The organism is Aliamphritea hakodatensis, from assembly GCF_024347195.1.
GTDB lineage: Bacteria > Pseudomonadota > Gammaproteobacteria > Pseudomonadales > Balneatricaceae > Amphritea > Amphritea hakodatensis.
The window spans coordinates 1,567,839-1,581,143 of the sequence record NZ_AP025281.1 but is presented as its reverse complement, the minus strand read 5'-3'; the positions used below and the strand labels follow the sequence as shown (position 1 = coordinate 1,581,143).

Sequence of the window (13,305 nt, the reverse complement as noted above, 5' to 3'; positions counted from 1 at the left end):
GCGGCGGGCAAGCACAATCCGCCGTTAAACCGATCCGGATCAAACTATTCGCATCCCTTTCGGCCTGTTACTGGCCGGGATAAAAGGCTGACAAACCTGCCGTTTTTTGCTGCCCGGATCGCAACGCAGATAACTGTGTATGCAACTCAGCCAAACCAGTACCCAGTGTATCCAGATCCGGGCCGCTGGTTTCAGACGAAGCAAACAGCGCCCGCTCCAGCAGTACCAGCTGTGCTGTCAGGTCATCACCGGCTAAGGCCTTCAGTCCCGTGATACCGCTGGCTGGCAATAAACCCGACCGGTAACAGCGATTGCCCCAGTGCTGAACAGCCTGATGAATCGCCGCCAGTTGCTGACCCGCCAGCGCCCGCTGCACATCAGAAAAGCCATCCGCTAACACAGACCTTTCAGACAGCGAATCCGCTTCAGAAACCGGCTGAAGCTCCCTTATCTGCCGGCGTTGCTTCAGGAGCACGACAATCAGCACCAGCGCCAGACAGGCCCAGAACAGATTCGCCCACAGTAACCAGGAAGCCAGCGGCGCAGGCTGATAAATAATCTGTGGCTCCGCCTCCGGCAAAGGAGATGCTGGCAGTAACGGCGCTGCCGGCTGTGCCGGTGCAGCAGGTACACTCGCGGAACGGCCTGTGGCAGCTGGCAACACTTCAATCGTCCGGGCCGGTAAACGGGCCTGTTCTGCCCGGTTTTCCGTACTGTTCCACCACCTGACGACCAGCTCAGGAATTTCAATCAGTCCGGGCTTCACCGGCACGAATGCCACACTGCGCTGGCGGGCATTGATAACCCCCCGGCTGTTGAGATCTTCCGTATTTTGCAGCGGCTCGGCGTAGACATTCATCCCGGGGATATCGGCAAACTCAAAGGTGGGCAAGCGATCAGGGGCGGCCCCCACCGTTGCCAGCGTAACCGTTCGGGTCAGGGATTCTCCCAGACGGATTTGTTCCGGTGGCTGGCTCCAGCTGTCAGAAAGATCCAGTTTATTCGCCACCAGCCATTCCTGAGGCGTAAATTCCGCCGGACGGGCTTTCACCTGCAGGGTTTCGGCCCCCATTTGCAAACGTACTTTCTGTGCAGGCCGGCCGCTCAGCAGGTTCCGCCGGCCAACCTGAATATCAAGACTCTGTGCCGGTATGTTCAGCTCACCGGCCTCGCGGGGAAACACCGCATAAGCCACTTCATAGACCCCGAAACGCCGGCCATTGCGGGTGGTTTCATACTGGTTATCCCCCAGCTCAATGACCTGTGCTCCCGGCAGTTCAAACGGCTGCATTTCCAGCCCGCCAACCGCCACCCCGTAAAGTAACCGGCGGGTGACAATCACCTGTCCGTTCTCGAAAACCTCCGATTTATCCAGCACCATCTCCACCCGTAAATCATCGGTTGAATCCGTAGGCGGGGGCGGCGCGGTAACTTCAATGGTAATGGGTGCGCTTCGGGCACCTTCCAGCTCAAAGGCAGGGATGACCAGCGTACCCTCCTGTTTCGGGCTGAGAATCAGCCGCCATTTCACAGTCCGGCTGATATCACCGTTAATGATCGAGGTATTGCGCCCCACGGACCGGTTCAGCACCTTAAACAGCGGATCAAGTAATGAAAAGTCCGGCTCACCTTCAGTTGAACCTTCGGCAAGTACCGTCAGGGAAAGGCTGTCTCCCATGGCCATCCGGTTACGGTCAACACTGGCTTCAAGTGCTGCGGCCAGTACACTGTGCGTGAACATCAGCATGGCCAGCGCGGCCAAAATCTTTACAAAAAACTGTTTCACCACCGTTGCTCCTGCGCCGGTTTCCAGTCACCACTTTCATAGGCCTGGCGCTTCTTCTGATACTCATAGTTAAACTTGTTCCGCAGCAGACCTGCGGGATCTTCCGGCAGTTGCCCAAGCCATTTCTGCAGGGCTTCATCTTCCGGGGAAGATTGCTGTTCAGCCTGAGCCAATGCCGATGTCGCTTCCGGCTGTTCAGCCTGTGACTCAGCGGCGGCCTCTTCAGCCTGCTGCTTGTCCAGAGCTTCCTGCTGTTGCTGATCCACCTGCTGGCTAAGCTGCTCCGCCTGACTCTGCAAGTCTGCCTGCTGTGAACTCTGATCCTGCTGGCTGTCGCCCTGCTGGTTCTGATCCTGCTGGCCCTGTTCGCCCTCACTCTGCTGATTCTGGCTCTGCTGACTTTCGCCTTGCTGATTCTGATCCTGCTGACTTTCACCTTGCTGGTTCTGATCCTGCTGGTTCTCACCCTGCGGGTTCTGATCCTGCTGCCCCTGCTGATTCTGGCTTTGCTGTTGCTGCAGTAGCTTTTCGATCAGGGCTTTATTTGCCTGTGCGTCTTCGTGCTCCGGCTGCTCATCCAGCACCTGCTCATAAGCCGCCAGCGCCTCATTCAGCTTGCCCGCTTTCGCCAGCGCATTGCCGCTGTTATATAAGCCTTGGGTGCCGCCTTCTGCGGCAAACTGTTCTGCAGCGGCGGCATAATCACCGTTGCGATAGCGGGCTGCCGCCTGCCAGTCGGGTCTCTGAAACAGTTCAGCGGCCGAGGCAGCATCACCTGCTGTTAATGCCTCTTCCCCTTGCTGGTCCGGTGTTTGCCACAGGTTTTGCCAAATGCTGTTGTCGGCTTCTGCTGCGGTCACTGGAGGGCTGTGCACTGCGGGCACAATGAAAGCAAAACACACCGCCAGCAACCAGCCACGCCGGAATGCCAGCGCCGCAATTGGCAACAGCAGCAACACCAGCCAGCTGCCAGCCTCCTGCCACTGGTCAAAGGTTTGTTCAGCAGCTTGCAGATTCTCACCGTTCCGGTCAGAGACATTCCCGGGTAACAGCCCCGCCTCCGCATTAATTAACGCGTCAGTATCGCTGTTATCCAGCTGCATCGAGGTATAAATACCGCCGTTGTCTGCCGCCAGTTGTCTGAGCCTTTGCGTATCCAGACGGGCAACCACAATCTTGCCTGCGGCATCTTTGGCAAATCCTTCCGCCAGTGGAATCGGCGCCCCTTCAGCGGTACCAATGCCCATGACCGACAACGAAAAATCCGTGCCCGCCGGTAAACTGGCAAACAGTTCATTCACCCCACGGGCAGCCTGTGCTGTCACACCGTCGGTGATTAACACTACGCTGCCCTGCCGGCGGTTATCCTGCTTAAACAGACCCAGCGCCAGTGCCACTGCCTCTTCAGTATGGCTGCCGGGAATCGGCATAATTTGCGGTGACAGCCCCGGTAACAGGGCCAACAGTGTTTGGCGATCGTCACTCAGCGGGGCCAGCACGTGAGAGTCACCGGCGTATACCACCAGTGCTGTCATCCCTTCTTCCCGGGCTTTGATCAGATCAGTGAGTTTATAACGCATCCGTTCAAGCCGGCTGGGAGCAACATCCCGTGCCAGCATCGAAGGCGACAGATCGGCAACGATCACCATCGCATCGCCGGTCTGGTACACGGGCTGAGGCAGGCGCTGCCAGGCAGGCCCGGCCAGTGCCAGCACACCCAGCAACCAGCCACAGCCAAGCATTACAAACAGCCATTTGGACAGGCGGCCGCTGTGACCGTCGATCAGATAGTCCCGCAGGCCCGGCGCAATCAGCGTCTGCCAACTTACCCGGGAAGAACGGAACTGCCACAACCCCGCCAGCAGTAAGGGTATAAGCGGCAGTAGCAGCAGCCATAACGGCCGGATGAAATGAAAATCAGCCAGCATGCTTCACCTCCGCAGGCATCCTGCGACGGTACACCAGCACCGCCGCCCAGCCCATACTCAGCAACAGGGCCAGGCCTGCCGGCCAGTAAAACAGCGCTTGCTGCGGCCTTACCTGCTGAGCGTCCTTCAGGCTGGGTTCCAGTTCATCCAGCAAAGCGTAAATGCCGGTGAGTTCTTCAATATTACGGGCCCGGAAATACCGCCCACCGGTACTCTCTGCAATTGACTTCAGGGTTGCTTCATCAAGATCCGCAGAAGGATTTACCTTACGGTTGCCAAAAAAACTGCGCACAATCATTTCATCCGCCCCAAAACCCAGGGTATAAATTTTCACCCCCTGTTCCGCCGCTACTCTGGCTGCCTCCAGCGGTTCAATGGCACCTGAGGTATTCGCACCGTCGGTCAGTAACACCATGATCCGGCTTTGCTGAGGCCGGTCCGCAAGGCGTTTAATGCCCAGCGCAATGGCATCACCGATGGCGGTATCCGGGCCGGCAAAACCAATCTGGGCATCCAGCAGAAACTGGCCGAGGGTGTCATGATCAAAGGTCAGCGGGGCCTGAATGTAAGCATTACTGCCAAACAGGATCAGGCCAAGACGGTCCTGCGGGCGGCGGCTGATAAAGCCATCCATGACAATTTTTATGCCCTGCAGGCGGTTAAGGGAGGTGTTATTCAGTACCATATCTTCGGTTTCCATACTGCCGGAAACATCGACCGCCAGCATCAGATCACGGCCACTGGCGGCCAGCGGCTGAGGCTCACCCAGCCAGACAGGCCGTGCCGCAGAAAATATCAGTAACAACCAGATAATGATTAGCAGAATCAGTGGCACCCGCCCCCGGATGACCGTGCCCGGTGCCTGCTGTGTATTCTGTAACTGCTTATAGTAAGGTACCCGCAAAGCCGCTTCCGGCCGGGCAACCGGCGGCATAAACCAGTAAATCAGTGCTGGCACAGGTAAAGCCAACAACACCCAGGGGAGCTGAAAACTAAACATTGACAGCTTCCCCCGCCGGCACCGCTGTTAACAGCGCCCGCTTATGTTGCTGAAGCCAGCGGTGTAATTCCTGCTGTATCCTCTCAGCATCCGGTTCTGACACGTCCAATTCCGGCCGGTACAGAGCTGCCAGCCGGTCTGCAAAACAGTCTATGGAAACACCGGGAGCGACCCGTTGCAGCTCACTGATCCAGAGATCACTGCTAAGCCCGGCAACCTGGCTGCCGCCGTGAGTAAAGTACACCTGCTTCAGTAAACGGTTCACCTGTTGCAGATATTTCTGGCCGGCGTCCGGGGCAGTGCTGCCCTGCAGGTCAGATATATATTGCTGATAAATATTATTCAGTTCTTTTACCGCTGCCCGGCGATAAGCATCGCGGCGGTACCGGCGCACGGCCCAGACAATCAGCCCCGCCAGCAACAGCACACTGGCCAGCAACAGCCACCAGCCCGATGCCAGCGGCCAGTAGCCCACGGCTTCCGGCAGATGAATATCACGCAGCTCCGCCAGCGGATCAGCGGCTGCTGTTGCTGAATTTGTCGCCCCGGCCATTATGAAGTTCTCCCCGGTGCTCTCCCTGACAATCTGCCGGCAGACTGGCCGTAACGCCGCTGCAGTAATTCAGCCACCTGGCCGTCTCCCCTGATATCCAGCAGTTCAATACTGCTGCCAGTACAGGCGTGTAACCGCTCCAGACGCCGGGGCAGCAGATCATTCAACTGCTCCTGTGCAGATAGCAACTGTCGCTGGCTGCCATCCGTTACCCAGAGGCTGCTGCCTTCCGGTAGCTGCCACTCCAGCGGGTCGGATATACACAACAGAGTCACCTGTGCATGCCGCGCCAGACGCTGTAAATGGGGAATACATTCATCGCTGAAGTCATGAAAGTCACTGGCCAGATATACTGAGCTGCCCGGCCGTGTTACCCGCTGCAGTTTCAGCAACAGATCCTGCATACTTTGTTCCGTCGAGTGCAGCGGATTGCTTAACCGCCGGCTGAAATCATCAAGACTGTGCAAGACACCCAGCACACCTTTTTTACCGTTCTTTGGCCGGATCTCCCGGTGCAGCTGATCGCCCATCACCAGACCGCCAACCCGGTCCCGGCTGTTTTGTGCTGCCCAGCCAATTAACGCCAGAGAGGCGGCTGCGGTTACGGATTTAAACCCCAGCGAAGAGCCGAAAAACATTGGCGAGCGAAGATCAGCCGCCAGAATAACCGGCCTTTCCCGCTCTTCGGTAAATACTCTGCTGTGGGGGGAACCGGTACGGGCGGTTACCCGCCAGTCCATGCTGCGAATATCATCGCCGGGCTGATACTCACGCACTTCTGCGAAGTCCATCCCCCGGCCACGAATCCGGGTCTGCCAGTTACCGCTCAGCTGTGCGGCTCTGCGGGGAGCACTCAAGAGACTCATCTGGCTGCTGTGCTGCTGCAGACCGATCAGGTGGTTCAGCCGGGTATAGGCACCGGCAAAAGCCGGCGTGATGCCATCATCAGCCCCCCTTTCCGGGCCGGAGTTGGCTGATGCAGTCACGGCAGATTCCGCCCGGTGCCCTGTACGCAGGAAATCAAACATCTTCAGCCCACCGGCACCACAGACAGCAGCGCATCAATTACCTGATCTGCGTCGATACCGTTGGCTTCCGCCTCAAAGCTCAGTATCAGGCGATGACGATAGACATCATGTAATACCTGCTGCACATCTTCAGGGGTAACAAAATCCCGCCCGGCCAGCCATGCATGGGCACGGGAACAGCGGTCCAGCGCGATACTGGCACGGGGGCTGACGCCCACTTCCAGCCAGCCGGCCAGCCTGGCATCGTATAGATACGGCTGACGGGTCGCGATACTCAACTGGACGATATACTCTTCCACCGGCTCCGCCATATGAATATTCAGAATAGCTTTTCTGGCAGCCAGAATATCCGTCTGGGTCAGCTGTGGCGGTTCGGCCATGCCGTTATCAGACGCACCGCCGGCTTCCTGCCGGTTTAACCGCAATATGGCCCGCTCAGCCACCGCATCCGGATAGGCCACCAGAACCTTCATCAGAAAACGGTCCAGCTGGGCTTCCGGCAACGGATAAGTACCTTCCTGTTCCAGCGGGTTCTGAGTGGCCATCACCATAAACACATCCGGCAACGGAAAGGTGTTCTGCCCTACGCTGATCTGGCGTTCCGCCATGGCTTCCAGCAAGGCTGACTGCACCTTCGCCGGTGCCCGGTTAATTTCATCCGCCAGTACAAGGTTGTGGAAAATCGGCCCCTGCTGAAAACTGAAACTGGCATCTTCCTGATGGAAAATATCGCTGCCGGTGATGTCTGCCGGAAGCAGGTCAGGGGTAAACTGAATACGCTGAAAATCTGCCTCCAGCCCTTTGGAAAGGCTGTTGATTGCCCGGGTCTTGGCTAATCCCGGCGCCCCTTCCACCAGCAAATGCCCGTCCGCCAGCAGTGCCACAAGCAAGCGTTCCACCAGTGCTGGCTGGCCAATGATCTGCGCCGATAACCAGGCGTGCAGACGTTGAAAATTATCACTGAGAGTAACGGCGTCCAAAATATCTCCTTACATACCGTGAAAAGCCCGGGGACAGATTCACCCGGGCAGCTTTCCCGAATTGTTTACAGCTGAGAGCTTTGAGCCAACAGCCATAAAATGGTTCCTGTTTATACATACGTCTGAAGTGAAAAAATACAAGGGTTTTCCTGAACCTGCCCTGCCCGTTTTAAGCGCTGGCAGAATGCAACACAGCGTCAAGAATATCCATCCCCCGGCGCATCTGGGCTTCATCATAACCGGCAAAACCGATCACAATGCCCTGCGGCCCTACGCTGTGGGAATAAAAATCTGATAATGCCCGTATCCCCAGCCCCCGGGCCTGTGCCGCGGCCGCCAGATCCCGGTCTGTAACCTTCACACTGTCCCTGAACAGGAAGGTAGAATGCATGCCGCCATCGCTTTCAATCCGCTGCAGCTGATCACCGAAACGCTGCTCAGCGAGCGTGTTGAGAATGTCCCGCCGTTGCTGATAGAGCTTACGCATACGCCGGACATGGCTGGCAAAATCACCGCTGGCCATAAAATCCGCCAGAGCTATCTGAGGCAGGGACGACAGCCCGCCATCCACATAGGCCCGCACCTGACTGAAAGGTTCGGTCAGGGCTTCTGGCAATACCAGATACCCCAGCCGGATCGACGGATGCAGAATCCGGCTGAAGGTGCCCATATAAATCACCCGCTCACCGCCAGATAACCCCTGCAGCGACGTTAAAGGCGGGCCGTCAAAGCGGAACTCACTGTCGTAATCATCTTCGATGATCCAGGCATCCTGTTCCCGGGCCCAGTTCAGCAACGCCAGCCGCCGGGCGAGGCTCAGGGTGTAACCCATCGGATAATTTCGCGACGGCGTCATCAGCGCCAGCCGGGCATTGCCGGAACGCTGCAAAGCAGCCTCCAGATGAAAACCCTCTTCATCCGCCGGCACAGCCACTTTGTTGGCCCCCACCGCGGCCAGTGCGCCATCCACGCCATAATAGCCCGGCTCCTCCACCAGAATATCGTCCCCCTGATCCAGCAACAGCAGCGCCGCCAGATAAATCGCCTGCTGGGAACCGGAACAGATCTGTACCTGTTCAGCACTGGCTTTTACCCCCCGGACAACGTTCAGATAATCCGCAATCTGCCGCCGTAAACCGATATACCCGGCCCGGGAAACAGATTCTTCAAACTTAATTTTACGGCCTGCTGCGGTGGCATGCCGCTGCCATTTCAGCCAGGGAAAGCTTTTCACACAGGGTGTGGCCGGTAACAGCAGACCATTGCCCAGTAACGGCCGTTCGGCAAAGGCGGCAGAAATCCGCGCCGACACTTCAGAAAGCACCGGTTGTGCGGCGTCCTGCAGGGTCTCATCACCACCTTTTTTGGAAATCTGATCCGGCACCGCCGCCGACACAAAGCTGCCCGCCCCGTGCCGGGTTTCGATATAGCCTTCGGCCTGCAGCAACTCATAAGCTGCTTTCACTGTATTCCGGGACACCCCGAGATTTTTACCCAGCGGCCGGCTGGCGGGCAGTTTACTGCCCGGTCCCAGTTGTCCGGAAAGAATCGCTTGCTGAAAACCGCGGAACAGCGCCCGGTACTGGGGCCCACTGTCTGCAGACAAAAACGGCAGAAACAACTCTGAAGGAAATTCATCACGAAAGTGCATCAAAGTGGGCCCTGTATCTGAAAAATAATGGATCTTTGTATTACCCCATTAAACACCTAACCTGACAACAGTTACAAGTGCCCGGCAAAGGGCCCTATCAACATAACCTTTTGTTAAGGCTTACATTTAAGGACACACAAATGACGTATCAGGATCACAATCAGATGCCCGTTGGCGAACCTGTAGACAACTGGCAACCGCGCCCCTTCCCCCCTCACACCGTGATGCAGGGGCACTATTGCCGTCTTGAACCGCTGGACATTGACCGTCACACAGAAGATCTGTTTAACGCCTTCGCGGCCGATCCAAGCGGCAAAGGCTGGACCTACCTGTTCAGTGAACCGTTTACCGACCGGGTCACTTTTAACCAGTGGCTTGAAACAACCTGCACCGGACAGGACCCACTGTTTTTCACCGTGATCGATGAAAGCACAAACAAGGCCGTTGGCATGGCCAGCTACCTGCGCATAACCCCGGAGATGGGCGTAATCGAAGTGGGCCATATTCATTTTTCTACGCTGATGCAGCGTACGCCTGTGTCTACTGAAGCTATGTTTCTGATGATGCAGCGGGTATTCGATGAACTGGGTTACCGCCGTTATGAATGGAAGTGCGACTCCCGCAACGAACCGTCTAAAAAGGCTGCGGCACGGCTGGGCTTTACCTTTGAAGGGATTTTCCGTCAGGCCATCCTCTACAAGGGCCGCAACCGCGACACCGCCTGGCTGTCGGTGATTGATAAAGAATGGCCGGCCCTTAAAAAGGCATTTCAGCTGTGGCTGGCACCGGAAAACTTTGACGCCAAAGGCCAGCAACATCAGTCCCTGCAGGAGATGCAGGCTTTACAGAAATAACCCGGCCCCGACCGCCGGACAGGAAAGAGCAAAAAAAGGACTAAAAACAATGACCATCACAACCCGGATGTTACAGCCTGAAGACAGGCAGCAATGGGAACAGCTGTACCGGGGCTATGCCGAGTTTTACGGCATGCCTATGGCACAGGAAACACTGGATCAGATATGGCAGTGGATCTTTGCGGAAGACCAGCCGTTCTTCTGCCTGGTAGCGATTAATGAAGAACAGACACTTACTGGCCTGATGCACTACCGCGCCATACAATCCCCGCTGCGTGGCGGCTGGGTAGGTTTTCTGGATGACCTGTTCGTCAGCCCCCAAGCCCGGGGCAACGGCAGCGTTGATGCGCTGTTTAAGGCATTGGAACATTCTGCTGCCGATCATGGCTGGCCCTTCGTACGCTGGATCACCGCTGAAGATAACTACCGGGGACAGGCCGCTTATGACAAGATCGCCGACCGGACCCGCTGGGTAACCTATCAGATGCCGGCTGGATAACAGGAAAGAAACAGAACGATCTCTGCCCCCGGCAGGCCTGCATCCGCAGCCTGCCGTCTCCCTCATTTCTACACCAGACCGCAGCCAGCCCGCTGCACGGCAACTTCCCGCTAAACATCTGTTATCATGCGTTTTTTACTGATCTGATCCGGTAACCCGAAGCAACCATGAAGCTGACCTTTGATGCAGGTTCCCTGCTGCTCAGCGGGAATACATCCCTGCTGACAGAACACAGTGCTGATCATCTGGTATTCGACAGCCGGGTCGACGCCTGGCGTGCCCCTGCATGGGCCTATCACATCGTCAGGCAACAGCTGGAAAATCTGACACAGAACAACACCTGCGCACTGCAAGATCAGGTTTTCAGTACACCGCCTTTGCAGGTACCGGAGCAACTCAGCATCACCCTGCGGGATTATCAGCAACAGGCCGTGGACAGCTGGCTGGCAAATCAGTGTCAGGGCTTAGTTATTCTGCCCACCGGGGTCGGTAAATCCATTGTGGCGATCGAAGCCATTCGCCGCTGTGGTGAAGCCGCACTCATCGTCTTGCCCACCATTGATCTGATGATCCAGTGGGCCACCCAGCTGGAACAACACTTTCAGCAGCCCGTCGGCGTCTACGGCGGTGGCAGCAAAGACCTGCAGCCAATTACCGTTATTACCTACGACTCCGCCGTGCTGATGATGGAATATATCGGTGACCGCTTTCCGCTGATCATCTTTGACGAATGCCATCACCTGCCCGGCCCGGTTAACCGTCAGGCCGCTGAACTGAGCCCTGCCCCTTACAGACTCGGTCTGACAGCCACGCCGGAACGTAACGACAATGGCGAACATCTGCTCTACAGCCTAATCGGCAACGAAGTCTACCGCCGGGAAATTAATGACTTTGATGACGGCGTGCTGGCCCTCTACGACACCGAAGTGATCGAAGTCCCCATGACTGCAGAAGAACTGGCGGACTATCAGCAAAACCGTCAGCAATATCTGGACTTTGTACGCAGCCACCGCATCAGTTTCTCATCGCCATACGGTTGGTCAAACTTCCTCCGCGCCTGTGCACAGGCCCCGGACGGACGGCAGGTGTTACAGGCCTTCCGCACCCAAAAAGAAATTGCTGCAGCCAGCGCCGCCAAGTTTGATAAGTTATGGGCACTGCTGAATCAGCACCGCGGTGAACGGATCATCATTTTTACCGCCCTGAATAAACTGGCTTACGACATAGGCGAACGGTTTCTGTTACCGGTGATTACCCACAACACCAAAGCCGCTGAACGTAAACGTTTCCTTGACCGTTTCCGGCAGGGAGAATTTACCGTGCTGGTTACCAGCAAGGTGCTCAATGAAGGCATTGATGTACCGGAAGCCAGTGTCGGTATTATCGTCTCCGGCTCCGGCTCGGTACGGGAACACGTGCAGCGGCTGGGGCGTATCCTGCGGCCATCCGCCGACAAACGTGCCCGCCTCTATGAACTGATCTCCGCCGGCTCATCAGAAACCAATATCTCCGAACGCCGTCGCCAGCATCTGGCCTACGGGAACCAGACACCGGACAGCGCGGAGCAGGAAGACTGATGCTCACAAAAGACCTGCAGGTATACAGCCTTAAATCTACCCGGATCATCCCCGGCTTTATTGATGTTGAAGCCCCGGGGTTACTGCAGTTTGCCGAACAACTGCTGATGGTATTTAACGAAGGCACCGGTAAAACCCGCGAAACCATTGAGGCGGAGGCAGAACTGTATCTGCAGGGACAACAGAATCTCAAATTCGGCAAGGGCCTTTACAAGATCCTCATGGATCACGCCGAATTCACCCTTGCGGAAGAAGATGCCGGCAGCCGCCGGGATGCCATCCTGAGCGCCGCTGCCAGTCAGTTAAAACATACCGAACTCCAAACACTGGAGGAATATCGCGAAGCTGTTCAGGCACTCAGCCAGCAAGACCTGGATACCGCCCTGTACCCGGACCTGCCGGCATTCGAACAGCTGACCCGGATAAAGCGGGACTTTTCGCCCCGCCAGTTACTGCAACGCTACAACATGGCGCAGGTACAGGCCCTGTTACTGTCGACTCAGTCCTTAACGCTGACCACCCACGAGATGTCGGCCGCTAACCTGCGGCGGATCTTCAAATGCCTGAAGTTCTTCCGGTTGCTGGCTGAGATTAAGCAAACCAAAGACAAAACCACCGTAGTTATCGACGGGCCCCTTTCCCTGCTGGAAGGCACTAAAAAGTACGGCCTGCAGATCGCTTCGTTCTTCCCGGTTATCTGCCTGCTGGAACAATGGCAGATCAGCGCCAAGGTAAAACCTAAGCGGGCAATAAAAAATCTTAAGCTGGATGAGACCTCACAGCTGGTCAGCCATTACCGACATATGTCTGCCTATGTGCCGGAAGAAGTCCGGCTGTTCGCCAGCCACTTTGAAAAGACCGTTGAAGACTGGACCTTTGTGGCTGAATCCCCGTTCATTAAACGCCCCAAAGGCCGGCTGATATTCCCGGACTTCACCCTGCAACACAGCTCAGGAGTGACCGTGTATCTGGAAATATTCCACCGCTGGCACCGGGGGCCGCTGATACAGCGTATGGAAGAACTGGAAAAGATGAAGGAACCGCTGATTCTGGCCATCGACCGGTATCTGCTGAAAGGCCTGCCATCCGGTGACCGGCAGGATGCGCTGGAAGATCTGGATAACAGCCGCCACTTTCTGTTCAGTGACTACCCGGCGGTATCTAGGCTGCAAAAGACGCTTGAGCGGTATCTTGCCAACCTTAATGCTTAGGTGATGGCAGCTCTTTCTCCGCTCCCCAGCTGTTGAGCCACTCAGCTGTTTCATCACCATCAACTGCTTTACCTGCTTTTACTGACTCAAGGGCTGACAGTGTATCCTCCCAACGGTGATCTTCCATAGACTGACGCCGAACATAGTCTTTAACTGCCTTATTCATAATTGAGACAGTCCTTTTCGATTTCGCAGGACCAAGACTTTAAATAGCTAACATTTTAAAGGCTGGCCCCGG

The 13,305-nt window shown here is 56.4% G+C and carries 12 protein-coding genes; 4 read left to right on the top strand and 8 right to left on the bottom strand.

What is annotated here, in order from left to right:
- Window positions 1-67: 67 nt before the first annotated feature.
- The 7 genes from PCI15_RS07175 to pdxR all read right to left on the bottom strand — a co-directional run bounded on the left by PCI15_RS07175 (window position 68) and on the right by pdxR (window position 8,926).
- Window positions 68-1,786 carry a BatD family protein gene (locus PCI15_RS07175; RefSeq protein ID WP_271273653.1) on the bottom strand — a complete coding sequence of 573 codons (1,719 nt, stop codon included), beginning with the start codon at window positions 1,784-1,786 and terminating at the stop codon, window positions 68-70.
- Window positions 1,783-3,714 (bottom strand): vWA domain-containing protein, encoded by a 1,932-nt coding sequence (locus PCI15_RS07170; RefSeq protein WP_271273652.1) that lies wholly within the window; start codon window positions 3,712-3,714, stop codon window positions 1,783-1,785. Before PCI15_RS07170 ends, PCI15_RS07175 begins: the two co-directional genes overlap by 4 nt.
- Window positions 3,704-4,714: a vWA domain-containing protein gene (locus PCI15_RS07165; protein WP_271273651.1), complete on the bottom strand. Its 1,011-nt coding sequence runs from the start codon at window positions 4,712-4,714 to the stop codon at window positions 3,704-3,706. Before PCI15_RS07165 ends, PCI15_RS07170 begins: the two co-directional genes overlap by 11 nt.
- The gene (locus PCI15_RS07160; RefSeq protein WP_271273650.1) at window positions 4,707-5,267 is read right to left on the bottom strand and encodes a DUF4381 domain-containing protein; all 561 of its coding nucleotides are present in this window, start codon (window positions 5,265-5,267) and stop codon (window positions 4,707-4,709) included. Before PCI15_RS07160 ends, PCI15_RS07165 begins: the two co-directional genes overlap by 8 nt.
- Complete coding sequence (locus tag PCI15_RS07155) at window positions 5,267-6,295, bottom strand: DUF58 domain-containing protein (protein WP_271273649.1); 1,029 nt, start codon at window positions 6,293-6,295, stop codon at window positions 5,267-5,269. Before PCI15_RS07155 ends, PCI15_RS07160 begins: the two co-directional genes overlap by 1 nt.
- 2 nt (window positions 6,296-6,297) lie before the next feature.
- Window positions 6,298-7,275, bottom strand: a complete 978-nt coding sequence (locus tag PCI15_RS07150; protein ID WP_271273648.1) for an AAA family ATPase — start codon at window positions 7,273-7,275, stop codon at window positions 6,298-6,300.
- A gap of 169 nt (window positions 7,276-7,444) precedes the next feature.
- Window positions 7,445-8,926 (bottom strand): MocR-like pyridoxine biosynthesis transcription factor PdxR, encoded by a 1,482-nt coding sequence (gene pdxR / locus PCI15_RS07145; RefSeq protein WP_271273647.1) that lies wholly within the window; start codon window positions 8,924-8,926, stop codon window positions 7,445-7,447.
- Window positions 8,927-9,066: 140 nt separating this feature from the next.
- Between pdxR and PCI15_RS07140 the strand changes: the two genes are divergently transcribed.
- The 4 genes from PCI15_RS07140 (at window position 9,067) to PCI15_RS07125 (ending at window position 13,067) form a co-directional block, all read left to right on the top strand.
- Window positions 9,067-9,780 (top strand): GNAT family N-acetyltransferase, encoded by a 714-nt coding sequence (locus PCI15_RS07140; protein ID WP_271273646.1) that lies wholly within the window; start codon window positions 9,067-9,069, stop codon window positions 9,778-9,780.
- A 49-nt stretch (window positions 9,781-9,829) separates the two neighbouring features.
- Complete coding sequence (locus PCI15_RS07135; RefSeq protein ID WP_271273645.1) at window positions 9,830-10,279, top strand: GNAT family N-acetyltransferase; 450 nt, start codon at window positions 9,830-9,832, stop codon at window positions 10,277-10,279.
- Window positions 10,280-10,446: 167 nt separating this feature from the next.
- Window positions 10,447-11,856 (top strand): DEAD/DEAH box helicase family protein, encoded by a 1,410-nt coding sequence (locus PCI15_RS07130; RefSeq protein ID WP_271273644.1) that lies wholly within the window; start codon window positions 10,447-10,449, stop codon window positions 11,854-11,856.
- Window positions 11,856-13,067 carry a DUF790 family protein gene (locus PCI15_RS07125; protein ID WP_271273643.1) on the top strand — a complete coding sequence of 404 codons (1,212 nt, stop codon included), beginning with the start codon at window positions 11,856-11,858 and terminating at the stop codon, window positions 13,065-13,067. The genes PCI15_RS07130 and PCI15_RS07125 overlap by 1 nt, the downstream gene beginning before the upstream one ends.
- Here PCI15_RS07125 and PCI15_RS07120 read toward each other — a convergent pair.
- Window positions 13,057-13,233: a hypothetical protein gene (locus PCI15_RS07120; protein ID WP_271273642.1), complete on the bottom strand. Its 177-nt coding sequence runs from the start codon at window positions 13,231-13,233 to the stop codon at window positions 13,057-13,059. The two genes, PCI15_RS07125 and PCI15_RS07120, sit on opposite strands and share 11 nt — an antisense overlap.
- Window positions 13,234-13,305 lie beyond the last annotated feature (72 nt).

What these genes read in the sequence shown, in the direction of transcription:
- PCI15_RS07170 (WP_271273652.1), bottom strand. Translation starts at nt 3,714, where the DNA reads ATGCTGGCTGATTTTCATTTCATCCGGCCGTTATGGCTGCTGCTACTG.
- PCI15_RS07165 (WP_271273651.1), bottom strand. Translation starts at nt 4,714, where the DNA reads ATGTTTAGTTTTCAGCTCCCCTGGGTGTTGTTGGCTTTACCTGTGCCA.
- PCI15_RS07160 (WP_271273650.1), bottom strand. Translation starts at nt 5,267, where the DNA reads ATGGCCGGGGCGACAAATTCAGCAACAGCAGCCGCTGATCCGCTGGCG.
- PCI15_RS07155 (WP_271273649.1), bottom strand. Translation starts at nt 6,295, where the DNA reads ATGTTTGATTTCCTGCGTACAGGGCACCGGGCGGAATCTGCCGTGACT.
- pdxR (WP_271273647.1), bottom strand. Translation starts at nt 8,926, where the DNA reads ATGCACTTTCGTGATGAATTTCCTTCAGAGTTGTTTCTGCCGTTTTTG.
- PCI15_RS07140 (WP_271273646.1), top strand. Translation starts at nt 9,067, where the DNA reads ATGACGTATCAGGATCACAATCAGATGCCCGTTGGCGAACCTGTAGAC.
- PCI15_RS07135 (WP_271273645.1), top strand. Translation starts at nt 9,830, where the DNA reads ATGACCATCACAACCCGGATGTTACAGCCTGAAGACAGGCAGCAATGG.
- PCI15_RS07130 (WP_271273644.1), top strand. Translation starts at nt 10,447, where the DNA reads ATGAAGCTGACCTTTGATGCAGGTTCCCTGCTGCTCAGCGGGAATACA.
- PCI15_RS07125 (WP_271273643.1), top strand. Translation starts at nt 11,856, where the DNA reads ATGCTCACAAAAGACCTGCAGGTATACAGCCTTAAATCTACCCGGATC.
- PCI15_RS07120 (WP_271273642.1), bottom strand. Translation starts at nt 13,233, where the DNA reads ATGAATAAGGCAGTTAAAGACTATGTTCGGCGTCAGTCTATGGAAGAT.